Source organism: Alteraurantiacibacter aestuarii, from assembly GCF_039523595.1.
Lineage (GTDB): Bacteria > Pseudomonadota > Alphaproteobacteria > Sphingomonadales > Sphingomonadaceae > Alteraurantiacibacter > Alteraurantiacibacter aestuarii.
Genome location: NZ_BAAAFP010000003.1, coordinates 39,721 through 62,337, shown reverse-complemented (window position 1 = coordinate 62,337; position 22,617 = coordinate 39,721). Strand labels below are relative to the sequence as shown.

26 protein-coding genes are annotated in these 22,617 nt (G+C 63.0%); 16 read left to right on the top strand and 10 right to left on the bottom strand.

Going from position 1 to position 22,617, the window contains the following annotated elements:
- The first annotated feature begins 16 nt into the window (after positions 1-16).
- Entirely contained in the window at positions 17-901 is an 885-nt protein-coding gene (locus ABDZ98_RS13670; RefSeq protein ID WP_160591254.1) for an HpcH/HpaI aldolase/citrate lyase family protein, read from the top strand.
- Positions 902-983: 82 nt separating this feature from the next.
- Here the strand turns inward: ABDZ98_RS13670 and ABDZ98_RS13665 are convergent, their stop codons facing one another.
- From ABDZ98_RS13665 to lipB, 3 genes are all read right to left on the bottom strand, one after another.
- On the bottom strand, positions 984-2,237 hold the full coding sequence (locus tag ABDZ98_RS13665) for an MFS transporter (RefSeq protein ID WP_160591252.1): 1,254 nt from the start codon (positions 2,235-2,237) through the stop codon (positions 984-986).
- 100 nt (positions 2,238-2,337) lie between these two features.
- A complete protein-coding gene (locus ABDZ98_RS13660) occupies positions 2,338-2,625 on the bottom strand; it encodes a hypothetical protein (RefSeq protein WP_160591251.1) in 288 nt (95 codons plus the stop codon).
- Between the two features lie 90 nt (positions 2,626-2,715).
- Positions 2,716-3,411, bottom strand: coding sequence for a lipoyl(octanoyl) transferase LipB (gene lipB, locus ABDZ98_RS13655; RefSeq protein ID WP_202386006.1), 696 nt, complete (start codon positions 3,409-3,411; stop codon positions 2,716-2,718).
- Between the two features lie 87 nt (positions 3,412-3,498).
- Between lipB and ABDZ98_RS13650 the strand changes: the two genes are divergently transcribed.
- Positions 3,499-4,320: an EscU/YscU/HrcU family type III secretion system export apparatus switch protein gene (locus ABDZ98_RS13650; RefSeq protein WP_160591249.1), complete on the top strand. Its 822-nt coding sequence runs from the start codon at positions 3,499-3,501 to the stop codon at positions 4,318-4,320.
- Positions 4,321-4,386: 66 nt separating this feature from the next.
- On the opposite strand, the gene ABDZ98_RS13645 is transcribed toward ABDZ98_RS13650, so the two are convergent.
- Positions 4,387-5,013 carry a class I SAM-dependent methyltransferase gene (locus ABDZ98_RS13645; protein WP_160591247.1) on the bottom strand — a complete coding sequence of 209 codons (627 nt, stop codon included), beginning with the start codon at positions 5,011-5,013 and terminating at the stop codon, positions 4,387-4,389.
- A gap of 149 nt (positions 5,014-5,162) precedes the next feature.
- The gene (gene arsC, locus ABDZ98_RS13640; protein WP_160591245.1) at positions 5,163-5,507 is read right to left on the bottom strand and encodes an arsenate reductase (glutaredoxin); all 345 of its coding nucleotides are present in this window, start codon (positions 5,505-5,507) and stop codon (positions 5,163-5,165) included.
- A 143-nt stretch (positions 5,508-5,650) separates the two neighbouring features.
- Here arsC and ABDZ98_RS13635 point away from each other — a divergent pair, with 143 nt between their 5' ends.
- Positions 5,651-7,744, top strand: a complete 2,094-nt coding sequence (locus ABDZ98_RS13635; protein ID WP_160591243.1) for a TonB-dependent receptor — start codon at positions 5,651-5,653, stop codon at positions 7,742-7,744.
- Between the two features lie 150 nt (positions 7,745-7,894).
- Here ABDZ98_RS13635 and ABDZ98_RS13630 read toward each other — a convergent pair whose 3' ends face one another.
- From ABDZ98_RS13630 to ABDZ98_RS13620, 3 genes are read right to left on the bottom strand one after another with little or no spacing between them, the layout of a single operon-like run.
- Complete coding sequence (locus tag ABDZ98_RS13630; RefSeq protein ID WP_160591241.1) at positions 7,895-8,443, bottom strand: (2Fe-2S)-binding protein; 549 nt, start codon at positions 8,441-8,443, stop codon at positions 7,895-7,897.
- 12 nt (positions 8,444-8,455) lie between these two features.
- Positions 8,456-8,638, bottom strand: coding sequence for a hypothetical protein (locus ABDZ98_RS13625; RefSeq protein ID WP_160591240.1), 183 nt, complete (start codon positions 8,636-8,638; stop codon positions 8,456-8,458).
- Between the two features lie 41 nt (positions 8,639-8,679).
- A complete protein-coding gene (locus ABDZ98_RS13620; RefSeq protein WP_160591237.1) occupies positions 8,680-9,453 on the bottom strand; it encodes a class II aldolase/adducin family protein in 774 nt (257 codons plus the stop codon).
- A 76-nt stretch (positions 9,454-9,529) separates the two neighbouring features.
- On the opposite strand from ABDZ98_RS13620, the gene ABDZ98_RS13615 reads away from it, so the two are divergent.
- From ABDZ98_RS13615 to ABDZ98_RS13555, 13 genes are all read left to right on the top strand, one after another.
- A complete protein-coding gene (locus ABDZ98_RS13615) occupies positions 9,530-10,075 on the top strand; it encodes a VOC family protein (RefSeq protein WP_160591235.1) in 546 nt (181 codons plus the stop codon).
- Positions 10,076-10,191: 116 nt separating this feature from the next.
- On the top strand, positions 10,192-10,737 hold the full coding sequence (locus ABDZ98_RS13610; RefSeq protein WP_160591233.1) for a VOC family protein: 546 nt from the start codon (positions 10,192-10,194) through the stop codon (positions 10,735-10,737).
- 68 nt (positions 10,738-10,805) lie between these two features.
- Positions 10,806-12,098 carry an MFS transporter gene (locus ABDZ98_RS13605; protein WP_160591231.1) on the top strand — a complete coding sequence of 431 codons (1,293 nt, stop codon included), beginning with the start codon at positions 10,806-10,808 and terminating at the stop codon, positions 12,096-12,098.
- A gap of 44 nt (positions 12,099-12,142) precedes the next feature.
- Positions 12,143-13,072: a helix-turn-helix domain-containing protein gene (locus tag ABDZ98_RS13600; protein WP_160591229.1), complete on the top strand. Its 930-nt coding sequence runs from the start codon at positions 12,143-12,145 to the stop codon at positions 13,070-13,072.
- A 144-nt stretch (positions 13,073-13,216) separates the two neighbouring features.
- A complete protein-coding gene (locus ABDZ98_RS13595; protein ID WP_160591227.1) occupies positions 13,217-13,750 on the top strand; it encodes a 2,4'-dihydroxyacetophenone dioxygenase family protein in 534 nt (177 codons plus the stop codon).
- Positions 13,751-13,761: 11 nt separating this feature from the next.
- A complete protein-coding gene (locus ABDZ98_RS13590) occupies positions 13,762-14,304 on the top strand; it encodes a 2,4'-dihydroxyacetophenone dioxygenase family protein (protein WP_160591225.1) in 543 nt (180 codons plus the stop codon).
- 12 nt (positions 14,305-14,316) lie between these two features.
- The gene (locus ABDZ98_RS13585; protein ID WP_237437475.1) at positions 14,317-14,874 is read left to right on the top strand and encodes a 2,4'-dihydroxyacetophenone dioxygenase family protein; all 558 of its coding nucleotides are present in this window, start codon (positions 14,317-14,319) and stop codon (positions 14,872-14,874) included.
- A gap of 2 nt (positions 14,875-14,876) precedes the next feature.
- Positions 14,877-15,968 (top strand): aromatic ring-hydroxylating oxygenase subunit alpha, encoded by a 1,092-nt coding sequence (locus ABDZ98_RS13580; protein ID WP_160591223.1) that lies wholly within the window; start codon positions 14,877-14,879, stop codon positions 15,966-15,968.
- A complete protein-coding gene (locus tag ABDZ98_RS13575; protein WP_160591221.1) occupies positions 15,965-16,816 on the top strand; it encodes an SDR family oxidoreductase in 852 nt (283 codons plus the stop codon). Before ABDZ98_RS13580 ends, ABDZ98_RS13575 begins: the two co-directional genes overlap by 4 nt.
- Before the next feature lie 24 nt (positions 16,817-16,840).
- Complete coding sequence (locus ABDZ98_RS13570; RefSeq protein WP_160591219.1) at positions 16,841-17,959, top strand: NAD(P)-dependent alcohol dehydrogenase; 1,119 nt, start codon at positions 16,841-16,843, stop codon at positions 17,957-17,959.
- 5 nt (positions 17,960-17,964) lie between these two features.
- Positions 17,965-18,861: an MBL fold metallo-hydrolase gene (locus ABDZ98_RS13565; protein WP_160591217.1), complete on the top strand. Its 897-nt coding sequence runs from the start codon at positions 17,965-17,967 to the stop codon at positions 18,859-18,861.
- A gap of 12 nt (positions 18,862-18,873) precedes the next feature.
- The gene (locus ABDZ98_RS13560) at positions 18,874-19,875 is read left to right on the top strand and encodes an alcohol dehydrogenase catalytic domain-containing protein (RefSeq protein WP_160591215.1); all 1,002 of its coding nucleotides are present in this window, start codon (positions 18,874-18,876) and stop codon (positions 19,873-19,875) included.
- 22 nt (positions 19,876-19,897) lie between these two features.
- On the top strand, positions 19,898-21,262 hold the full coding sequence (locus ABDZ98_RS13555; RefSeq protein WP_160591213.1) for an MATE family efflux transporter: 1,365 nt from the start codon (positions 19,898-19,900) through the stop codon (positions 21,260-21,262).
- A gap of 14 nt (positions 21,263-21,276) precedes the next feature.
- Here the strand turns inward: ABDZ98_RS13555 and ABDZ98_RS13550 are convergent, their stop codons facing one another.
- Together ABDZ98_RS13550 and ABDZ98_RS13545 are read right to left on the bottom strand one after the other, a co-directional pair.
- Positions 21,277-21,645 (bottom strand): winged helix-turn-helix domain-containing protein, encoded by a 369-nt coding sequence (locus tag ABDZ98_RS13550; RefSeq protein ID WP_160591211.1) that lies wholly within the window; start codon positions 21,643-21,645, stop codon positions 21,277-21,279.
- Between the two features lie 17 nt (positions 21,646-21,662).
- Entirely contained in the window at positions 21,663-22,457 is a 795-nt protein-coding gene (locus ABDZ98_RS13545) for a response regulator (RefSeq protein ID WP_160591209.1), read from the bottom strand.
- Positions 22,458-22,617: the final 160 nt, after the last annotated feature.

Below are 22,617 nucleotides of genomic sequence, written 5' to 3'. Positions count from 1 at the left end.
GGTCAGGAGAGCTTGGATGAAGATGCGAAGCTGGCTGTTCGTGCCAGGTGATAGCGAGAAGAAGCTGGCCAAGGTCGCCTCTGCGGGCGCCGATGTGGTCATCGTCGATCTGGAAGATGCGGTTGCGCCGCATGCCAAGGTGGCCGCGCGCGGCATGGCGCAGCAATGGCTGTCCGCGCACCGCCGGCAGGTGACATCGGGCGATGGGTTTCAGCGCTGGGTGCGGATCAACCCGCTGGACGGGAACCTGTGGCGCGACGATCTGGCCGCTGTCCTGCCCGGCCATCCTGACGGAATCATGGTGCCAAAGGCGATGGGGCCTGAGCAGTTGCGGATGCTGGCGGCAGAGCTTTACGAGATCGAGCAGCGCAGCGGCATTGCCCCCAATGCCACCCGCATCCTGCCGCTGGTGAGCGAGACCGCCCGCGCCAGCCTGTCCATCGCCGATTATGCAAGTGACACATTGCCCCGGCTTGCCGGGCTGACCTGGGGCGCAGAGGACCTGTCCGCCGCCATCGGCGCATCACGCAAGCGCGATGCTGACGGGGCGTGGACAGACCTGTTCCGCATGGTCCGGTCCATGGTGCTGCTGGCCGCCCATGCGCGCGGGGTGGCCGCGATAGACACGCTGCATGCCGATTTCAGGGATCTGGACGGCCTGAAGACGATTGCCGCAAACAGCTTTGCCGACGGATTTTGCGGCATGCTGGCCATCCATCCCGATCAGGTGCCGATCATCAATGAGGCGTTCTGGCCCGGCAAGGCGCAGATTGCCGAGGCGCAGGCGATTGTCGATGCCTTTGCCGCCAGTCCGGGCGCAGGGGCGCTGCAACTGGAAGGGCGGATGATCGACCAGCCGCATCTGGCACAGGCACGCCGCCTGCTGGAAAGCGTGCGCTAGGGCCAGCCACCGGCACCGCGCGGCGGGCGCGCCTTCACCAGAAGGCAACGCCCGCCGATACGGTGATTACTCCAGACCCGTCTTATTCCAGTCCCGTCTTGCGCGGTGCCGTTTCCTTCAGGAACAGGGCGATGAAGAAGCCCACGATCAGGCTGGCGATGGCAAAGGTAAACACGTGCTGGATGCCGCTGGACCCGGCGATCTGCCCGGCAATGACCGGCGCCACGCCGCCGCCGAATATCTCACCCGCACCGATCACCAGACCGGCCACCGATGCCACCATCCCCAGCGGAGCTGCCTCTGCCGCAACCGGCCCGGCCAGAATGGCCAGGGCGGAGAAGTTGAACAGCGCGGCGAAGAACAGCAGCCAGAACAGGGTGGAAAGGCTTTCCGCTCCCGCCTGCGTGAACAGATAGGTGAACACCGCCGCCAGTATATAGGAGATCAGGATGGTCACCTTGCGGCCGATGAAATCGGACAGGGTCGGCATGGCAAACTGGCCGATGCAGCCGCCAAAGCCGATGGCCGCAGTCACAATGCCCATGTCCTGCAACGACAGCTGCAGATAGTCTGTCAGGTAATTGGGCATCATTGCGCCCATCACGAACACGCCGCCCATCGCGCACATCAGCGTGAACATCGCCAATGGCACGTTGCGGTGCTTGAACAGATCGGGAATGCTGGGCCGCACCACCGGGGCCGCAGCTGGCTCACCCGGTGCCGCCTTGCCGGCGGCCACATGATGGGCAGGTTCGCGAATCACGAAGAACATGGCCGCAGCCATGATCAGGCCGGGAATACCCACCAGCATGAACACCGTGCGCCAGTCCGTTACCAGCAGCAGCTGGGTGGCGATGATCGGTCCGATGGCATTGCCGAACAGCGAGATCATGCACTGGAAGATGCCGTTGTTCATGCCGCGCCGCTTGGGATGCGATGCTTCCACCGCCACGGCCACGCCGGTGGAGGCCACCGGCCCTTCGGCCAGGCCCATGATGGCGCGGATGATCAGCAGGCCCACCAGTCCGCCCGCCATGCCGCTGAGCGCGGACATCAGCGAGAAGATGATGACCGCAGGGATCAGGACCTTGCGCCGCCCCACCCGGTCCGACAGGAAGCCCATGGCAAAGGCGGATATGCCCCAGAACACGGCAAGGATGCCGACCAGATTGCCCAGATCCTCATAAGTGAGGCCCAGTTCATCCATGAATGCCGGAAACAGGACTGGCAGGATGAAGCGATCCAGACCCACCAGCCCGAAGGTCAGGCTCAGGATCAGGATGATCTTCCACTCGTAGCTGGTATCCCAGCCTTCGGTCTTCTTGTCGGTTTGCATGATTCCCCCCTTATTGTCTTTTGCAATAATGGCGGGTGATAGCACCACCCGGGGAAGCGCGCGTGGGAAAAACGTCGGTCCGGAAAAACCCGGCTGAGCTTTACTCCGGTTCAGGCGGTGCGGGCGCGGCTTCGGGCTCCGCCGCCTCACCCGTGTCATCCGCCGATGGTTCGGCATCGCCTTCATCTGCGGCAGCGGTCGGGGCACCGCTCGCGGGTACTTCCTGCAAATGCGGTGCCTGCGATTGCAGCTGGTCGAGCGGGATCATCTCATCGCTGATCGATCCTTCGAGCACTTCGCCCGAAGCCTCACGTCCGTCGCTTTCCTGAACCGCATCGGGATCATCACTGCAGGCAGCCAGCAGCAGGACGGGGCCGCACAGGGTCAAACACCGGGTCAAACACCGGGTCAAAAACCGGGCCGAACGCTGGGCCGAACGCTGGGCAATACGGGTCACGCGCAATTGTTTCACTCCGGTTCAATCAGGCCAGGATGGCTGATGATCGCTGATGGCGGCCAGGAATTCGCCGCTGCGTCGCTGCAATGCCTCATCCCACTCCCCCGGTGCAAGCGTGATGCCCAGCCTGTCCATGCTGGTGACGCCATATTCGGCAATTCCGCACGGCACGATGCCGGTAAAATGCGTCAGGTCGGGGGACAGGTTGACGGCGAAGCCATGCATCGTGACCCAGCGCCGCACGCGCACGCCAATCGCCCCGATCTTCGCCTCGGTCCCGTCAATGTCGGTGGTCCAGATGCCGATCCTGTCGGGCACTGCCCACGCCTCCACCCCGAAATCGCCCAGCGTGGCGATAACCCAGTTCTCCAGCCCGTGGACGAAGCGGCGCACGTCCTTGCCGCGCTTGGCCAGATCCAGCAGCACATAGCCCACCCGCTGCCCCGGCCCGTGATAGGTATGGCGCCCGCCGCGCCCGGTCTCCACCACCTCGAAGCGCGGATCGAGCACTTCGGCGGCATCGGCGCTGGTCCCGGCGGTATAGACCGGCGGATGCTCCAGCAGCCAGATCAGTTCGCGCTCGCCGCCGGCATGGATCGCCTCATTGCGCGCCTGCTGCACGGCCAGCGCCTCACGATAGGGCACCGCTGTGTGGCTGGTGCGCCATTCGATCGGGCCAGCGGGCGGATGCGTATCGGGATCGGGCAATTGGGCCATTGTCTCTGGGCCATTTTCTTTGGGAGATTGCGTGGAGGGTGCTTTGGCGGTTATCACATGCGCCGACAAGGGGAGAGGAATAGCGCCATGAAATTCGATATGAGCAAGGCCTGGAGCGAGGCGACCAGCATGATCGGGGCAAATCGTGAGGTTCTGGCGATTGTGGCGGGCCTGTTCTTCTTCCTGCCTGGGGTGATTCTCTCGCTGACCACACCCGATTTTCCGCCGCTCGAATCCGTTGATGAGGCCGCCATCGCCCGGTTCACCGGTGTGGTGCAGGCATTCTATGCCGATTACTGGTGGCTGGTGCTGATCAGCTTCATGGCCCAGCTGGTGGGATATCTGTCGCTGCTGGCGCTGCTGCGCGATGACAGCCATCCCACTGTAGGTGCGGCGATCCAGACCGGGATCAAGGGCATTCTGCCCGCACTGGGGACCTATCTGCTGTTCGTGATCGGCGCCACTCTGGCGCTGACGCTGCTGATCGGCGTCTCAGCGGCAAGCGGTATTGGCGTGCTGATAGGCCTGGCATCGCTGATCGGCGTGGTCGGGATGATTTATGTTTCGGTCAAATTCTCGCTGGCAGCGCCGGTGATCGCGATCGACCGGGTTTCCAATCCCATCCGCGTGCTGCAGCGCAGCTGGCAGCTGACCAAGGGCAACAGCGTGCGTATCTTTGCCTTCTTCGCGCTGATCATCGTCGCCTATATCGTCCTGGCCTTGGTCATTGGCATGATCGTGGGAGCGTTGGGCGCGCTGACATCCGGCGGGGTGCTGAGCACGGTGCTGACGGTGATATCGTCGCTGGTCGGCGCCGCGGTCACGGTTCTGTTCGTGGCGGTTCTGGCAGCCATCCACCGGCAATTGTCCGGTCCGTCCACCAGCGCGCTGAACCAGACTTTTGGGTAATCAGCCGGGCGGCTGAGGGATTGGCCGGGGCGGCACTCTGCCCCTCCGTCTGGCCCTCGCCAGCTGTCAGTCCTGCCAGCCCCAGGCGAGCACGCAGGGCGGGATATTGGCCCACACGTAACCCGATTCCACCCGCGGGAAATAGCGCGCGGTAAGATCGCGGGCAGAGCCGGTGTACTGGTATGTCAGGAACGCTCCGCCCTTGCGGATCACGCGGGCAGTGGCCGCTGCAATGGCCGGGCCCACGCCTTCGGGCAGGGTGGAAAAGGGCAGGCCGGAGAGCACGTAATCGGCCCGTTCATGGCCGATGGAGCGGACGATGTCCTCCACATCCTCTGCCGATCCCAGCACGGCGTGAAAGCGGCTGTCGGTGATCGTGCGGCGCAGGTAATCGATGAACATCGGGTTGGTGTCGATCACCAGCAATTCCCCGTCGCGCGGCAGGCGGTCGAGCACGGGCTGGCAGAACGTGCCCACGCCCGGACCATATTCGACGAACAGCTTGCAGCGCTGCCAGTCCACCGGATCCAGCATCGCCTTCACCGTCATGGGGGAAGACGGCATGATCGCGCCGACCATGCGCGGATTGTCCATGAAGCCGCGAAAGAACACGCCAGCCGGTCCAAAAGAGCGCTTCAACCTGTTCAGCAGACGCGGAATTCCGCGCTGCTCGGCCAATTCATTGCCATTCATTGAAAAATTTCATGCCCCCAGCTCAGCCGACACGACATGACGCGCCTTTCAGGATTATCGATCCAGTCGCAAAATTGTCCGGCTTTTGCAACTTTCAGGTCGCAAATTGGTCTCGCATGGCGAATTTCGCAAGGGGTTGGGATGCCGGCCTAGAGGATTTCTTCCAGCCGTTCCGGCGGACGGCACAGGCGCACGCCCTTTTCGGTTTCCACCAGCGGACGTTCTATCAGCGCGGGATCGGCGGCCATCGCATCCAGAACCGTGTCTGCATCGGCGCCGGGCAGTCCGCGTTCCCTGGCGTCAGTTCCGCCCAGCCGCAATCCCTCAGCCGGAGACATGCCGGCATCGCGGTAGAGCTGAGCCAGCTTTTCCCGGCCTGGCGGTTGCTTGAGATATTCCACCACTTCGATGTCGATATCGCCCGCATCGCGCAGGATTTGCAGCGCCTGGCGTGATTTGCTGCAACGCGGATTGTGCCAGATGGTGGCCTTCATCGGCTCGAACTCCCCTTCGAATTGTAGCCACGAGGCCTAGCCCGGCACAAAAATTTGGCCAAGGCCCAGTTTTCTATTGCGATTGCAAATGACTCTCAATAGAGGCGCTTTTGCAAATCATTCGCAAGAAAATCGAGGGTCACTTGACACATTCCACCACTCTTCGCTCCGCCCTGTTGCTGTCCGCATCGTCCCTGTTCCTGGCAGTGCCGGCGCAGGCGAACGAAGCCGCCCAGCGCGATTACCTGCCGACCCACATCGTGGTGACAGCACAGGTCGACAGCTATGTGGGCGACGATGGATCGACCGCCACCAAGACCCCCACCCCGCTGATCGACGTGCCGCAGACCGTTACCGTGATCACCTCCGACCAGATTGAGGATCAGGGCGTGACCCAGCTGGGCAATGCCTTGCGCTATGTCCCCGGTGTCAGCCTGGAAAGCGGCGAGGGCCACCGCGATGAAGTGTTCATCCGCGGCCAGGAAACCACCGCCGACTTCTACCTCGACGGCCTGCGCGACGATGCGCAATATTACCGCTCGCTGTATAATGTTGACCGGATCGAGGTGCTCAAGGGCGCCAATGCGCTGATCTTCGGGCGCGGTGCGGGCGGCGGCGCGGTCAACCGCGTCAGCAAGATGGCCGAAACCGACATGGCCTTTGGCAGCGGCGCGGCCAGCATCGACAGCTTTGGTGCGTTCAGCGTTTCGGGCGATGTGAACACGCCCGTGTCATCCACTGCGGCGCTGCGCCTGAATGCCACCTATGAGGATTTCGCCAACCACCGCGATTTCTACAATGGCCGCTTCATCGGCGTTACCCCCACGCTGACGATCGAGCCGGGCGCCGACACGCGCTTCATCGCCAGCTACACCTATGACAATGACGAGCGCGTCACCGATCGCGGCATCCCCAGCCTGAACGGCCTGCCGCTGGCGGGCTATGACAAGACCTTCTTCGGCGATCCCGATTACAACAACAGCGAAGTTGAAGTACACATCGCCCGCGCCCGGGTGGAGCATGATTTCTCGCGCGCGATCAGCGTGAATGCCAGCCTGCAATATGCCGATTATGACAAGTTCTATGCCAATCTGGTCCCCAGCAGCGGCACCACCGCCACCACCACGCGGCTGGCCGGATATGAAAGCGCCACCACCCGCACCAATCTGATCGGTCAGGCCAATCTGGTCGGCAATTTCGACACCGGCTCCATTGCTCACACGATACTGGTGGGCGCGGAGTTCACCTCTGGCGATACCGATTCGGTGCGCAATCAGGCCCGGTTCAACAATGGCGCGGATACGTCGATCACCGTGCCGCTGGCCGATGTGATCGTGCCGCCCGCCTTCACCCTGGTGCCGCAGCGCGCCACCACATCCGACCTGTCCACCGTCTCCTTCTACATTCAGGAACAGATGGACCTGGGCATTGTCCAGCTGGTGGCGGGCGTTCGCTATGACGAGTTCGACCTGTCTTCGACCGATCTGGTCGCCAATTATGCCGCTGCCCGCAAGGACAGCCGCTTCAGCCCGCGGCTGGGCGTGATCGTCAAGCCGCAGGACAATATCTCGCTCTATGCCAGCTTCTCGGAGAGCTTCCTGCCGCAGTCGGGCGACCAGTTCACCGTGCTCGATTCGGTCGATGTGGCGCTCAAGCCGGAGACTTTCGAGAACTGGGAAGCCGGTATCAAATGGTCGATCCATCCCGAATTGTTCCTGACCGCAGCCATCTTCCGCCTGACGCGCGACAACACGCAGGCTCCCGATCCGGCCGGATCCGGCCTGACCGTGGCTGCCGGGGAAAGCCAGGTGGAAGGCTTTGAATTCGGCCTTGCGGGGGAACTGGTGGACAATCTGAATGTCAGCCTGGGCTATGCCTATCTGGACGGCGAGATCACCGAAACGACCAGCGCCGCCGTTGCCGGAACCACGCTGCAACAGGTGGCCAAGCACCACATCACCGCCTGGACGCGCTATGACGTGACGGACCGGCTGGGCTTTGGTGCAGGCGTGATCCACCAGTCGCGCCAGTTCGCCTCCATGTCCAACAACGTGGTGCTGCCCGCCTATACCCGGGTGGATGCGGCGATCTATTTCGACGTGACCGACAGCCTTGGCCTGCAGGTCAATATCGAGAACCTGTTCGACGAGGAATATTACCCCTCCGCCCACGGCGACAACAACATCCAGCCCGCCAAGCCGCTGACAGCCACGCTGGGCGCCCGGATGAAGTTCTAGGGCAACAGGCACTTCGTCATTGCGAGGACCTGTAAGGGCCGCGGCAATCCACGGCGATCAAGGGCCGAGGGCAGCGAACATATCCCGCCACTGCGGTTTGGCTTGCACTGCACTGGATTGCTTCGTCGCTGCGCTCCTCGCAATAACGAGTTATTCTTCCTCACCCAGCATCCTGAGTGCCGGCACCGCCTGCGCGGCATCGGCAGGATCGATGCCGGGTGCAGGCGCGGCGCTGATGGTTTCCCGGCGGCGGGCCACGCGCCCTGCCCGCTGGATGGCCCTGACCAGCCGCGGATAGACACCGCAGCGGCACAGATTGGGCACGGCCTGTTTGATATCGGCCTCGCTGGGATCGGGATTGCGGGCGATCAGTGCGGCGGCGGCAATGGCGATGCCCGGCGTGCAGAACCCGCACTGGATCGCCTGTTCGGCCACCAGCGCCTGTTGCACCGGATGGCTGCGATCGCGCGCCAGCCCTTCGATGGTGGTGATGAAGCGCCCCTCCGCCTCTGCCAGCGTGACCAGGCAGGACCGCAGCGCCTCCCCATCGATCAGCACCAGGCAGGCGCCGCAATCGCCCACGCCGCAGCCATATTTGGTGCCGGTGAGATTGGCGGCATCGCGCAGCGCCCACAGAAGGGGCGTTTGCGCGTCCATATCGAAACGGACCGGACGGTCATTGACGGTCATCTGGGTCATGGGAAGCGCCTGTCAGCCCTCAGCGTAATTTTCAAGCAGGCCGCATTTGCCGCAGCGATAGGTGGTGATGGGCAACAGCGATTTGCCCTTTGTCTTGTAACCCGTCCAGATGCTGCGTTCCAAAATGCCTTCGACCCAGTTGCCCACAACCCTGGCGCCGTTGGAATCCTTGGTCAGGGTTGTGCCCTTGGCCATTCTTCCAGCGCATTTGGGACAGGTCCGGGATTCCGGCGCCATCAGTTGCGCCAGCTGGAATCGATCTTGTCGATCCGCCGTGTCCAGGCTTCGAAATCAAGCTTGCCGAAATCATCCACCAGCATCAGGTCGCGGTCGCGCTGGTGCACTTCGATCACTTCGGGCGGCACCACGACCGGATCGCCCAGCGCCCCGGTCTTGACCTGCACCTCGCACGCGCGCTGGAACATGTAATACAGGAAGAACATCTCATAGATGGTCTTGCCCATCACCACCGGGCCGTGATTGCGCAGCATCAGCACCTGCCGGTTGCCCAGATTGCGGACCAGCCGCTCGCCTTCTTCGGCGCGCACGGTGATGCCTTCGAAATCGTGATAGCCGACCAGCCCTTCGAAGAAGCAGCTGTAGAAATTGGTCGGGGTCAGCCCTTCCTTCGAACAGCACACCGCCATCGTATCGGTCGTGTGCGTGTGAACAATGGCATGCGCCCAGTCGAGCGACTTGTGGAAGGTGCCATGCTGGGTGAAGCCCGCCAGATTGACCGGATAGGGGCTGGGCGACAACTTGTTGCCCTGGCCATCGATCTTGATCAGGTTGGAGGCTGTCACCTCATCCCACATCAGCCCGAACGGATTGATCAGGAAAGCATCGCGTTCACCCGGAACGCGCAGGGTGATGTGGTTATAGATCCCCTCGCACCAGCCCATGTGATCGAAAATGCGGTAACAGGCGGCCAGCTCCTGCCGGGCCGTCCATTCCTCATCGCTGCAATCAATCGGCGGCTTGGCCGCATCCGGCTTCAACTGCGTTGCCATCGTCATCTCCCACGCAAACTTTCCTCTTTCGTGCTTGTAGGGATAGGATAGTCTTTCGCCAATGGGGAGAGGCGTGATGCAGACTATGATGGGTTTCGGCCGTCCGACCAAGACGGTGATACAGACCGCCTTCGTGGTGGAGGACCTGGCGGCGGCGCTGCACTACTATACCCGCACGCTCAATATCGGCCCGTTCTTCACCCTGCCGCACCGCACGGCGCCGGGCCGCATCTATCGCGGGATGGAATCGCTTACCGAAAGCAGCCTGGCGATGGGCTTTGTCGGCAATATGCAGATCGAACTGATCCAGCAGCATGACGATGCGCCATCGCTGTTCAAGGAAGCGGTGGAGGCGGAGGGATACGGCTTCCACCATTACGGCGTGGTGCATGATGATGTGGAGGCGGTGCTGCCCGCCTATTATGGTGAGGGGTATGAGCTGGTCGGCTCCACGCCCGTGCCCACCGGCGGCACGGTGGTGTTCCTGCAATCGCCAGACCCTGTGCATCGCGGCTATCTGGAGCTGATCCCTTACACAGAAGCGATGGACGAGATGTTCACCCGCTACTGGCAGGCGGCGCAAGGGTGGGACGGAACCGACCCTGTCCGCGATTTCGGCTGACGCCTTGGCGCGCAATATTCCGGTTCGAGATTGACTTTGCCCCGCCAATTCGCGAGCCAATGCGCCGCGACCGGCCAAAGTCGGCGCACGGCCCGCATTTGGGGGGAGAGGATTCGATGGTAACGCAGCTTGGCTTTGGCCAGCCGATGGGGGGCGTGGCGCAGACGGCATTCATCGTGCCGAACCTGCAGGCGGCGATCCATCACTGGGTTGCCAACATGGGCACAGGCCCGTTCTTCGTGCTGCCCAACCTGCTCAGCCCCGGCCAGACCTATCGCGGCAGCGAAAGCACTGCCGATGTGACATTGGCGATGGGCTTTGCCGGTCACATGATGATCGAACTGATCCAGCCGCTGGATGAAAACCCGTCCGTATACCGAGAGACGATCGAGAAGCGCGGCTATGGCTATCACCACATGGGCATTGCCTGCGATGACGTGGAAGCCGCCAGCGCCGACTATCAGACACGCGGATACCATGAGGCTTACCGCGCCGCCGTGCCGACCGGCGGAGAGGTGATCTACCTCGACAACGGCACTGGTGCCGACATCGGATTTATCGAACTTCTGCCGGTCACCCCCGGCATGAATGAGACCTTCACCCGCTTCTGGGAGGCCTCCCGCAATTGGGATGGCAACGACCCGGCGCGGCCCTTCATGTGAGAGACTGACAGATTATGGCAACTGCAACAGATATTGCCGCTGAGGGCACGACACCCACCGGCAACTGGATGAAAAATTCGCCAAAATATCAGGCGCTGCTGGTATTTCTGCTCAGCCTGAATTTCGGTATCGTGTTCTTCGACCGGCAGGCGCTCAATGCCTTGATGCCGTTCGTTCAGCCCGAACTGGGCCTCACCGGCACGCAAGTCGGCCTGCTGGCCGCAGGGCTGAGCTTTTCCTGGGCCATTGCCGCATTCTTCGTCGGGCGGCTGTCCGATTCGATGGGCAAGCGCAAGATCCTGCTGGTGATTGCCACGGTGGCGTTTTCGCTGTGTTCGTTCCTTTCGGGCATTGCCACCAGCTTCCTGTTCCTGTTCGCCGCGCGCCTGCTGATGGGCGTGGCCGAAGGCGGCGTGATGCCGATCAGCCATGCGATGGTGGCCAGCGAGGTGAACCCGGAGCGGCGCGGACTGGCGCAGGGCGTGGCGCAGAACCTTGGTTCCAACCTTCTGGGCAGCTTTGCCGCGCCGGTGGTGCTGGTGGCCTTTGCGCAAATGTTCAGCTGGCGGGAGGCCTTTTATCTGGCCGCCATTCCCGGCCTGATCAGTGCCGCGCTCATCTGGTTCATGCTGGAAGAGCCGCAGATGCCCGCCAAGGAACCTGCTCCCAAGAAGACGATGGGCCAGACGGTAACAGATTTTCTGGCCGAAACGGGCAAGGCCCTGGCGGTTCGCAACATGTGGATCAGCGTGGTCGTGGGCGTGCTGATGGTGGGGCATTTTGTCACCACCTGGGCGTTTATGCCGCTGTTTCTGGTGCAGCAACGCGGCATGGATGAAACATCGATGAGCTGGCTGATGGGTTCGCTGGGCATTGCCGCAGCCATCTATTCGATCGTCGTGTCCGGCCTTTCGGACAAGATCGGGCGCAAGCCGGTGATGGTGTTCCTGCCATTCCTGTCCGTAGTCGGCCCGCTGGGCGTGCTGCTGCTCGATCCGGCCGGTTTTGCGGGCACGGGCCTGTTCGGCCTGTCCAATTATGCGCTTGTCCTGGTGCCGATCTTCTTCATCGGCTGGATGGTCAACGGCATTTTCCCGATCTTTATGGCCACCATTCCTTCCGAGAGCTTCAAGCCGATCCACCATGCCACCGTGCTGGGTCTGGCCATGGGCAGCTGCGAAGTGCTGGGCGGCGTGTTCGGACCGATTGTGGCGGGCTGGATCAACGATGGCTTTGGCGCTGACAGCTTCCTGTACCTGTTGATGGGGCTGGCCGTGGTCAGCGGATTTGTATCCATGGGCCTTCGCGAAACCGCGCCGGCCGCATTGCGCCGCAAGGGGATCACGCCAGAGTTCGCTTGACCGCACAAGGAGCGCGGCTCTAACTTCCGGTTTCGGAGGCCGTCTTGAGCACGATTGAGCAGTTCAATACCCTCGACGTCGCCCCGGACCAGCGGGCGCGTTACTGGAACGACCTGGCGCAGCAGCACTATGCTGGCAGCCAGGTCGATGCTGCCTATTCGGACTTCAATGGCGAGGTGTCATCGTGGAACCTGGGCCGGCTGCGCCTGCTGCGCCCGCGCACCAATGCGTGCCGCGTCACCCGCACGCCGATCCTCGATGGTGAGCCGCGCCTGATCATGCACCTGCAATGCCGCGGTGTGAGCGATCACGAACAGGGTGGCCGCCGCGTGCGGCTCAACCCCGGCGATGCGGTGCTGTGCCGCACCGATCGCAGCTATCGCATTGACCTGTCACGGCATGAAACGCTGGTGGTGGAATTTCCCCGCCACCTGCTGGCGGGCGAGATCGACGGGCTGAACCAATGGCTGGTCAGCAAGCTGCCCGGCACATCGCCATCGCTGCGCATCCTGCACGATTTCCTGCTGTCGCTGTGGCAGCAGGGCTACCGCGAAACCCACCATGAAGGGTGGGAAGACGAAGTCAGCAGCGTGTTCTCGCAATTGCTGGCGATGGCGTTGCGCGGGGCCGCGTTCGACCACAACCGGCGCAGCGAACCGGCGCTGCTGCAACGCGTGCGCGCGCTGGTGGAAGCGCGCCTGCAGGACCCGCAATTCAGCGGTTCGGCCATTGCGCTGGACTGCCAGATCTCCGTGCGTGCGGTGCAGATGATCTTTGCTGCGATGGGCACCACGCCCAGCGCCTATATCCAGGAACGCCGCCTTGTCCGCGCGGCGGAGAAGCTGGTCACCCATCCCGAGGCGACAATCACCCAGATCGCCTTCGATCACGGCTTCAATGACAGCGCCTATTTCACCCGCTGTTTCCGCCGGCGCAATGGCGTGACCCCGCGCGAGTTTCGCATTCGCAACTGATTGCCCCCAGTTGCGCTTGAGTCGTTGCGCTTGAGTCCCTGCCCGCTTTCGCTTCAGTCCTAGCGTTCGATCAAAGGGAGGCCTATTCTGCCGCGATAGGATGCGGCCAGCAAGGCTGCGCAATTATCGAGAGGACGCTGCATCATGCCTGAAGCACCCACCACAGAACCATGGGCCGGTACCAAGCCTGTTCCCCACGCGCTGCGCCCCGGCGCGAAGCCCGAAGCCTATATGGCCAAGATCGCCGAAGGGGATGAGCGGCTGTGGGTTCCGATCGTGGAAGACGTGTTCTCCAAGCCCGTTTGGATCAGCCCGTCGCTGAACATGTGGGCCGATGTGCTGATGGCCAAGAAGGCCTGCATCGTGAACCGGCATTACCACCCCAAGCCGATCTGGGCCTACACCATCAGCGGCAAATGGGCGTATCTGGAGCATGAATGGACCGCCACGGCAGGCGATTTCATCTTCGAGACTCCGGGAGAAAGCCACACGCTCGTCTCCTATGAGCATCCCGACCCGATGAAGGTATTCTTCGTCGTCTCCGGTCCGCTGATGTGGCTGGATGAAGAGGGCAACACTGTCGGCCATTATGACGTGTTTGACTACATGAAGGCCGCCCGCGAACATTATGACAAGGTCGGCATCGGTGCCGATTATGTCGACACTCTGATCCGTTAAGAGGAAAAACAATGGCTACCAACAAGATGAAAGCCCCCGCGTCCGACACCAAGGAAATCGTCGATGTGCCATGGGCCTACCGCGAAACCGTGGACCGGCTGAGCCCGGGCGGGCGCTATATCGACATGGGCACCGACGTGGACAGCCCGTGGGTTCCGTTTGGCGATGGCGCGGCGATCAAGCACCTGATGTTCGACGTGCGCACCAACACCTATTCCAACATCCTGTGGATGAAGGGCCCCGGCACCATCGGCACGCATCTTCACCGCGGCACGGTGACGATGGTCACGCTGACGGGCAGTGTTCGCTATCTGGAATATGACTGGGTCGGCACGCCGGGCGGGCTGATCCTGGAAGTTCCGGGCGAGGCGCATACGCTGGTGACCGAGCATCCCGAAGGCTGCAAGCTGTTCGGCTGGATGAACGGCCCGATCGATTTCTTCGATGCCGAAGGCGTCTATGCAGACACGGTCGACGTGTGGTGGATGATCACCCACTATGAGACCTACTGCAAGGAAAACGGCATCCCCCTCAATCCCAAGCTGTACCTGTAAGGAGAGACCATCATGGCCACACAGGAAAAATCCAGGCTGGGCGGTATTAAGGCACCCCCATCCGGCGCATTCAAGATCGTTTCCGTGCCGGAACCGCACAGCAACATGCTCGACAAATATTGCGTGTCGGGCACGTATGTCGGCCTGTCGGAGGAGGAGAGCCCGTGGGTTCCCTTTGGCGACAATGCCGCCATCCGCCACCTGGCCTTCGACGTGCGCAACAACGTCTATGCCAATGTGCTGTGGATCAAGTCCAAGGGCGTGATCGGCACGCACAAGCATCGCGGCATGGTGTGGGCCATCGGGCTGGAAGGCACCTTCCGCTATCTGGAATATGACTGGGTCTGCCATCCCGGCGAATTCATCACCGAATTCCCCGGCCATGCGCACACGCTGGTGACCGATGAGGAAGACGGCATGAAGGCCTTCTTCTGGATGCAGGGCGCCAACGAGTTCTATGACGAGAACGGTGAGTTCGTCGAAACGCTCGACGTGTGGTGGTTCATGAACCACTATGAAACCTACTGCAAAGAGAACGGCCTCGAGATCAACAAGCAGCTGTATCTGTAGGGATGACGACCGAAGCCTTCATAGACGCGGTGGGTTGGCAGCACCCGCGCGATGCCTGGTACATGGCCGGGTGGGACAAGGATGTTCCGCCCGGCGAGATTACCGCGATCACCATGCTCGGCCAGCCGCTGGCGCTGGCCCGCGACGAAGCAGGCACGGTGTTCGCGCTGGAAGACCGCTGCCCGCACCGCGCCGCGCCGCTGTCGCTTGGCCGGTGCGAAGGCGGCGGCCTGCGCTGCCTGTATCACGGCATCCGCTTCGCCAGCGATGGACGCGCGGTGGAAGTGCCCGGCCAGGATGTGATCCCGCCCGCCTTGCGCGCCCGCGCCTACCCGGTGGTGGAACGCCACGCCGCGATCTGGGTGTGGATGGGCGATCCGGCGCTGGCTGACGCCGGGCAGATTCCCGAATTTATCGGTTACCGCCATCCCGACTGGGCGATGACGCCCGGACGGCTGGATTACGAAGCGCCCGCAAGGCTGATTCACGACAATTTGCTCGACCTTTCGCACATTGCCTATGTCCACGCGGCGACCTTTGCCGGGGGCAGCGAGGAATCGGCTGATGGCTGGTTGGCGGCGAAGATTTCCAACATCACCCTGCCCAACGGCGTGGCGGTGGAACGCGCCATGGCCGGGATGCCGCCCAACCCGGCCGGTGGCCGTCATGTGGATGAGGCCGACGTGTGGAGCCGCTATGACTTCACCGTGCCGGGCGTGTTCATCCTGCGCACCGAAACCTATCCCCACGGCACGATGGACCGCGCCAGTCAGGGCCGCTGCGAAGGTCTTTCGCAGTTCACCACGTTCACTTGTCAGGCGGTCACCCCGCTGACCGCCGACACCACCTGCTATTTCTTCGCTTTCGGCCCATGGGCGGCAGAAGCCGAAAAGCAGGATTTTTTCGCCGACCTTGGCCTCAGGGCATTCCACGAGGACAAGCGCATGATCGAGGCGCAGTGGCGCACCATGCAGGCAACCGGTACACGTATCATGCCGCTGGCGATGGACCAGGCGGTGCTGAAATATGAAGCGGTAAACAAGCGGCTGCTGGCCGCGCGCAAAGCCGCCATGCAGGAGAAGGAAACAGCGTGAAAACACTCGACCAGTTCGACCTGACCGGACGGTCCGGCATCGTCACCGGCGCAGCTTCGGGCATTGGCCTGGCCTATGCCGAAGTGCTGGCCGAGGCCGGCGCAAAGGTTACGCTGACCGATGTCGATGCGGCGGGCGCAGAGCGGGAGGCGAAGCGGCTGGCGGATCAGGGCTATCAGACGCGCTGGGATGTCTGCGACGTGTCCGATCTGGCGCAGGTGGCGCAGGCGTTTGACAATCACGTGGCAGCATTTGGCGGATGCGATGTCGCCTTTGCCAATGCCGGGCTTGATGTGGGCAATGGCTTCTGGACACCGGAGGGCAACCGCAACCCCGAAGGCCAGATCGACGTCTATGATCCCGAGCGCTGGTACAAGTCCATCGGCATCAACCTCAATGGCTGCTTCCACACCGTGCGCGAAGCAGCGCGGGTGATGAAGGCGAATGAAGCCAACGGCTATCGCCGCGGCGGCTCCATCGTCATCACCAGCTCCAACGCTGCCGAAGTGAATGAGGCCATCGTCGGCGTGCCCTATATGGCTGCCAAGGCGGGGGTGAAGCATTTCATGCGCCATTCGGCCTATGAACTGGCCGCCTATGGCATCCGTGTGAACGCCATCGCGCCCGGCCCGTTCGTCACCAACATCGGCGATGGCTGGGTGAAGAAGAACCCGGCGGCGAAGAAGGCGTGGGACGAGCTGGTGCCGGTTGGCCGCATGGCCGAAACCTACCAGATCAAGCCGCTCGCCCTGCTGCTGGCCAGCGATGCCGGCAGTTACATGACCGGCAGCCACGTGATGATCGATGGCGGCATGCAATTGGGACCGATCAAGCCGCTGAACGACTGACAAGACACATCTCCGGGAGAGACCATGACCACACAGGCACGCGCCGCCATTTGCCAGGGACCGGGCAAGGACTTCACGCTTGAGCATGTGCAGCTGGATGATTTGCGCGGGGACGAAATCCTGGTGCGGATGGTCGCCAGCGGCATCTGCCACACCGATATGGCGGTGCGCGACCGGCAATTGCCCACCCCGCTGCCAGCCGTGCTGGGCCATGAAGGGGCCGGTATTGTCGAGGCGGTGGGCAGCAATGTCACCTCCGTGGCGGCAGGGGACCGTGTGCTGATGAGCTTCAACAGCTGCGGCCATTGCCCCAGCTGCGATGTTTCCGCGCCGACCTATTGCTACAATTTCTTCCCGCATAATTTTGCCGGAGCGCGCGCCGATGGCAGCGCCACCATCACGCAAGGCGGGGAGACGGTGAGCGGCAACTTCTTCGGCCAGTCCAGCTTTGCCAGCCACGCCATCGCGCATCAGCGCAACGTGGTGAAAATTCCCGACAGCGCGAGCGATATCCCGCTCGAACGCCTCGCCCCGATCGGTTGCGGGCTGATGACCGGCGCGGGCGCTGTGCTGCGCAGCATGGACGTGCGCGCGGGCATGCCGATTGCCATTTTCGGCGTCGGCACGGTGGGGCTTGCCGCGGTGATGGCGGCCAAGATTGCCGGCGCAAACCCGATCATCGCGGTCGACATGCATGACAGCCGCCTCGATCTGGCGAAGGAACTGGGCGCCACGCACACGATCAGCGCTCGCGGGGATGCCATGGGGCAGATCGCGCAGCTGGTGCCGCAGGGGCTGGCCTATGCGTTTGACACCACGGGTGTGAAAAAGGTCATCGAAGGCGTGTTCCCGCTGATCGCGCCCAAGGGCATTCTCGGCCTTGTCGGTGCCTCTGCCCCCACGGACGATCTGGTGCTCAACGAAAGCTCGCTGATGGGCGGCGGCAAGCGGGTGATCGGCATTCTGGGCGGGGACAGCGATGTCGGAGCCTTCCTGTGCGAGCTGATCGCCTATCACGCGCGCGGCGAGTTCCCGTTCGACCGGCTGATCCGCTATTTCCCGTTCGAAAAGATCAATGAAGCGATCGAAGCCAGCGAGAGCGGCGAAGTGGTCAAGCCTGTCCTGCGCATATCGGCAGAGTGAAGGCGATGATCCGCAAACTCCTCGCCCTGATCGCGCTCACTCTGGCAACGTCGCTGGCAACGCCGCTGGCCGCACAGGATGAACCCCCGCTGCGGGTGGAAGTGCTGCGCACCAGCGCCGGATCGCTGCATGTCAATTCCGCCCTGATCATGGGCGCGCATGATGCGGTGCTGGTCGATCCGCCCTTTACGCTGGCCGATGCTCACCGGGTGGCGGCAATGGTGCTGGATAGCGGCAAGACGCTGACGCATATTTTCGTCACGCACGATCACCCCGATCATTTCTTCGCGATGGAAGTGCTGGAACAGGCCTTTCCCGATGCGGAGATTGTCGCCCATCCCACGGTGGTGGCCGATATCTGGCGATCCCTGCCGTTCAAGGTCATCCGCTGGAGCCCCGGCCTGGCCGAAAATGGCCCCTCCTACCCCAGCGCCCCGCATGCACTGACCAGCGATGTCATCATGCTGGAAGGGCATGAACTGCGCGTGCTGGGGCCAATGCAAGGCGATCATGTCCACTCCACCGCGCTGTGGGTGCCGGAAATCCGCGCGCTGCTGCCGGGCGACCTGGTGTTCAACGAAGTGCATCTGTGGCTGGGCGAACACGATCCCGCAGCCGTGGCCGAATGGGGCGCTTCGGTGGACCGCCTGATCGCGCTGGACCCTGCCATCGTGGTGGCCGGCCATGCCCGCCCCGGCCTGCCCGATGATGCCAGCGGCCTGGCGTTCACCGCACGCTATCTGGACCAGTGGCCGCAGCTGGTCGCCCGCGCCGCCGATGCCGCCGATCTGCAGCAACTGGTGCGCGCTGAATTTCCCACCACGATAGACGTGCTGGACAATTTCATCCTCGTCAATTCCACCCAGGTGGCAATGGGCGAGCAGCCGATCTGGACCGAATAGGAATATGCCCGCATGAAAGCCGTTACCTTCCAGGGCCTGCACAAGAAGCTCGCCTATGAGGACATTCCCGACCCCACGCCCGGCGAGGGCGAGCTGGTGGTGAAAGTGGGCCGCTGCGGCATTTGCGGCAGCGACCTGCACATGACCGAGGATGCGGCCTACGGCTGCAAGCACGGCGATGTGCTGGGCCATGAATTCGCCGGAGAAGTGATGGCGCTGGGCAAGGGCACCACGCAGTTCAGGCCCGGCGATCTGGTCTCCGTCATCCCGCTGAAGAGCTGCGGGCACTGCGAGCATTGCCGCAAGGGCGCGGTGCAGTGGTGCGCCGAGTTCGGCCTGCAGGGCGGCGGCTATTCCGAATATGCCGTGACCCGCCCCAACCAGTGCATCCCCCTGCCCACCGATCTGACGCTGGCCGATGGCGCGATTATAGAGCCGATGGCGGTGGCGCTGCACGGCGTGAACCTTGCGGCCATGAAGACCGGCGACAAGGTGCTGGTGCTGGGCGCAGGCCCCATCGGGCTGGCGGTCGCCTTCTGGGCCAAGCGTTTTGGCGCAGGCAAGGTGGCGGTGCAGGACATCGCCGATTTTCAGGAGATGCGCGCGCTGGAGATGGGCGCGGACGTGTTCGTGGTCGATCCGCAGGACCCGGTCGGCAGCGCCGAACAGGGGCTGGGCGGCAAGGCGGACATCGTGTTCGAATGCGTGGGCATTCCCGGTCTGATCGATCAGGCAGTCAGCCAGGTGCGCGGCGATGGCACCATCGTGCTGCTGGGCCTGTGCACAAAGCCCGATACGCTCAACACCTTCGCCATGCTGTCAAAGCAGGTGCGGCTGGTGACCAGCGCGTTCTTCACCCGACAGGAATATGTCGCATCGCTGGCCGCGCTGGAAGCGGGCGCAATCGAGCCCCGCCGGCTGATCACCGACACGATCTCCCTGGCGAACACCCCCGATGTGTTCGAAAGCCTCAAGCATCGCACCACCCAGTGCAAGGTGATGATCGCGCCCTGACCTCGGGGCTGCGCATCCATTCATGGCCAAGAACGCCAAACTGATCACCGGCTCGATCGCCGGCCATCTGGTCAACCAGACAGCGCCGCTGATCGTGGGCGTGGCGGCGATCATGTCCATCGGCATTATCGATGCCTATTTCGTCGGCCGCCTTGGCGCCACGGAGCTGGCGGCGATGAGCTTTATCTTCCCGGTCAGCACGGCGCTTTCCTGCCTTGGCGTGGGGGTGATGGCGGGCACCAGCTCTGTTGTCAGCCGCGCGCTGGGGGCAGGCAAGGATGACCGCGCCAGCCAGTGCGCCAGCCTGGGCATAGCCCTTGGCCTGCTGACCGGAATTGCCGTGGCCGTGCTGCTGGCGCTGTTTCACGATCAACTGTTCGGCCTGATGCGGGCAGAGGGCGAGATGCTGCGGCTGATCGGCCTGTACATGCTGCCGTTCGCGCTGGGCTTTCCGCTGCTGCTGACAGTGTCGGGCATCAATGGAGTGCTGCGCGCGCAGGGTGCCGCGCGGCGCAGCACCGTGGTCTCGCTCAGCTTTGCCATCGCCAACTGGGTGCTCGATCCGATCCTGATCGATGGCGCGTTCGGCTTTGCGGGCTTCGGCATTGCCGGGGCCGCCTATGCCACCATCGGCGGCTGGGTGCTGGGGGTGATCGTCGGCTTTGTGATGCTGCAAAAGGGCCAGATACCCTTTGCCCTGTCATCATTGCTGCATGCCGACTGGGTCCACGGCATCCGCGATGTGCTGCGCGTGGCGGTGCCCGCCGCGCTGACCAATTCGATCAACCCTGTGGGCCTTGCCGTGATGACCACTTTCCTGGCCCATGAGGGAGAGGCGGCGGTCGGCGGCTTTGGCGTGGGCGGACGATTGCAGATGTTTGCCGTGGTTCCGCTGCTCGGCCTGTCCGGCTCCATCGGCGCGATCGTGGGGCAGAACTGGGGCGCGAAGCGATATGACCGCGCGCGCTTGGCCATGTTGCAGGCGGGCGGTTTCTGCCTGTTGTACGGATTGCTGGCGGGCGGCCTGCTGTATTTCGGGCGCGGCTGGTTTGCCGGCATCTTCAGCGAGGATGCAGCCACGGTGGATGCCGCCATGCGCTATCTGGAAATCGCCGTGTGGGGATACTGGGCCTATGGCCTATTCATCATGGGCAATGGCGCGTTCAATGCCATCGATCAGGCCTCCACCGCGCTGATGCTGTCACTCGCCCGCGTGGCGCTGGTGATGGTGCCGTTCGCGCTGATACTGCAAGGCGCCTGGGGCGCGGACGCGGTCTATGGCGGCGAATTGCTCGCCAATCTGGCGGGCGGCGCAGTATCGATGGCGATTGCCTGGTGGATATTCTCGCACCGGCGCATGGACCGGGCAGAGCCGCAGGCCGCCTGATCGGCAGGAAATTCTCAGTCGGCAGGCGGCAGCGGCACTTTGCGCAAGCCTTGCGCCAGAGTGTCGAAATCCTCGCCGCCGGTATGGCCTTCCACCTGCGCGGACAACGCACGATAGGCCGCCAGCATCTGCGTGCCGGCATCGGTCAGCCGGGCACCGGCACTTCCGCCGCCACCGGGCTGCGTTTCCACCAGCTTTTCAGCGAAACAGCGGTTCATCACATCCACCAGCTGCCAAGCCCGGCGATAGCTCATCCCCAGCGCGCGCGCGGCCGCGGAGATGGAGCCGGTATCCCGGATCGCATCGAGCAGGTCTGCCTTGCCCGGACCGATGGCGATTTGGTCCGCGCACAGCAACTGGATCTTCAGCTTGAGGCGGTCCATCGCTGGCGCCCCGGCAATCAGCTGAGCGGACGGCTGGAACCGAAGAACAACGCCTGACTGATCGCCGCACGCACCGTGTCTTCCTGGAAAGGCTTGGTGATCAGATAGGTCGGCTCTGGCCGGTTACCCGTCAGCAGCCGCTCGGGATAGGCGGTGATGAAGATCACCGGCATGCTGCCCGTGGCCAGGATATCGTCCACCGCATCAAGCCCGGAGGAGCCATCTGCCAGCTGGATATCGGCCAGCACCAAGCCCGGCATTTCTCCGGCGACCACTTCCTGCGCCTGCGTCCGCGTGGCGGCGGTGCCGCAAATGTCATGGCCAAGCGATCGCACGAGGTCTTCCAGCTGCATGGAGATCAGCGGCTCATCCTCGATGATCAGCACGTTGGTGGTGCTCTCGCGGTCGATTTCCTCCACCGCCTCACGCACCAGCGATTCCACGTCGGCCTCGTCGATCTCCATGATCTGGGCTGCTTCGGCCGGGGTGAAATCCTCCACCGTGGTCAGCAACAGCGCCTGCCGGTTGAGCGGGGTGATCTTCTTGAGCTGATCCTGCGCTGCCACTTCATGCAGGCTGGCCCCGCCATTGCCCTCTCCATCGTCGAGATAGGCGCTGGACCATAATTTGTTGAATGCGCGGTACAGCGGCACACGTCCGCCGCGCAGGCTGTCTGCCACGTCCTGATCGGCCAGCGCGGCCTCCAGCGTGGCCTTTACAAAGGCATCGCCGGTTGTCTGCGAGCCGGTAAGCGCGCGGGCATAGCGGCGGAGAAACGGAAGATGAGCGGCAACTTCAGCACCAATGGACATAGGACCCTTCCCGATGATTGCTTGGGGCTTGAACGCGCCGGATCAAAGCTGGTTCCGGCGGCGGAAAATTTGGCGTTATATGCAGCCAGACATGCTCTGGTCCGCAATGGCAACCCCCTGATTGCAAAGCGCTTTTGAAAAGGCGCGAAAATTATTTTGC

Excerpts from the sequence above, each read along its gene's own strand:
- ABDZ98_RS13590 (WP_160591225.1), top strand. The coding sequence starts at position 13,762 with ATGGCTACCAACAAGATGAAAGCCCCCGCGTCCGACACCAAGGAAATC.
- ABDZ98_RS13560 (WP_160591215.1), top strand. The coding sequence starts at position 18,874 with ATGAAAGCCGTTACCTTCCAGGGCCTGCACAAGAAGCTCGCCTATGAG.
- ABDZ98_RS13605 (WP_160591231.1), top strand. The coding sequence starts at position 10,806 with ATGAAAAATTCGCCAAAATATCAGGCGCTGCTGGTATTTCTGCTCAGC.
- ABDZ98_RS13620 (WP_160591237.1), bottom strand. The coding sequence starts at position 9,453 with ATGGCAACGCAGTTGAAGCCGGATGCGGCCAAGCCGCCGATTGATTGC.
- ABDZ98_RS13580 (WP_160591223.1), top strand. The coding sequence starts at position 14,877 with ATGACGACCGAAGCCTTCATAGACGCGGTGGGTTGGCAGCACCCGCGC.
- lipB (WP_202386006.1), bottom strand. The coding sequence starts at position 3,411 with ATGGCCCAATTGCCCGATCCCGATACGCATCCGCCCGCTGGCCCGATC.
- ABDZ98_RS13550 (WP_160591211.1), bottom strand. The coding sequence starts at position 21,645 with ATGGACCGCCTCAAGCTGAAGATCCAGTTGCTGTGCGCGGACCAAATC.
- ABDZ98_RS13650 (WP_160591249.1), top strand. The coding sequence starts at position 3,499 with ATGAAATTCGATATGAGCAAGGCCTGGAGCGAGGCGACCAGCATGATC.
- ABDZ98_RS13595 (WP_160591227.1), top strand. The coding sequence starts at position 13,217 with ATGCCTGAAGCACCCACCACAGAACCATGGGCCGGTACCAAGCCTGTT.
- ABDZ98_RS13555 (WP_160591213.1), top strand. The coding sequence starts at position 19,898 with ATGGCCAAGAACGCCAAACTGATCACCGGCTCGATCGCCGGCCATCTG.
- ABDZ98_RS13625 (WP_160591240.1), bottom strand. The coding sequence starts at position 8,638 with ATGGCCAAGGGCACAACCCTGACCAAGGATTCCAACGGCGCCAGGGTT.
- arsC (WP_160591245.1), bottom strand. The coding sequence starts at position 5,507 with ATGAAGGCCACCATCTGGCACAATCCGCGTTGCAGCAAATCACGCCAG.
- ABDZ98_RS13570 (WP_160591219.1), top strand. The coding sequence starts at position 16,841 with ATGACCACACAGGCACGCGCCGCCATTTGCCAGGGACCGGGCAAGGAC.
- ABDZ98_RS13615 (WP_160591235.1), top strand. The coding sequence starts at position 9,530 with ATGCAGACTATGATGGGTTTCGGCCGTCCGACCAAGACGGTGATACAG.
- ABDZ98_RS13670 (WP_160591254.1), top strand. The coding sequence starts at position 17 with ATGAAGATGCGAAGCTGGCTGTTCGTGCCAGGTGATAGCGAGAAGAAG.
- ABDZ98_RS13585 (WP_237437475.1), top strand. The coding sequence starts at position 14,317 with ATGGCCACACAGGAAAAATCCAGGCTGGGCGGTATTAAGGCACCCCCA.
- ABDZ98_RS13610 (WP_160591233.1), top strand. The coding sequence starts at position 10,192 with ATGGTAACGCAGCTTGGCTTTGGCCAGCCGATGGGGGGCGTGGCGCAG.
- ABDZ98_RS13630 (WP_160591241.1), bottom strand. The coding sequence starts at position 8,443 with ATGACCCAGATGACCGTCAATGACCGTCCGGTCCGTTTCGATATGGAC.
- ABDZ98_RS13645 (WP_160591247.1), bottom strand. The coding sequence starts at position 5,013 with ATGAATGGCAATGAATTGGCCGAGCAGCGCGGAATTCCGCGTCTGCTG.
- ABDZ98_RS13545 (WP_160591209.1), bottom strand. The coding sequence starts at position 22,457 with ATGTCCATTGGTGCTGAAGTTGCCGCTCATCTTCCGTTTCTCCGCCGC.
- ABDZ98_RS13565 (WP_160591217.1), top strand. The coding sequence starts at position 17,965 with ATGATCCGCAAACTCCTCGCCCTGATCGCGCTCACTCTGGCAACGTCG.
- ABDZ98_RS13665 (WP_160591252.1), bottom strand. The coding sequence starts at position 2,237 with ATGCAAACCGACAAGAAGACCGAAGGCTGGGATACCAGCTACGAGTGG.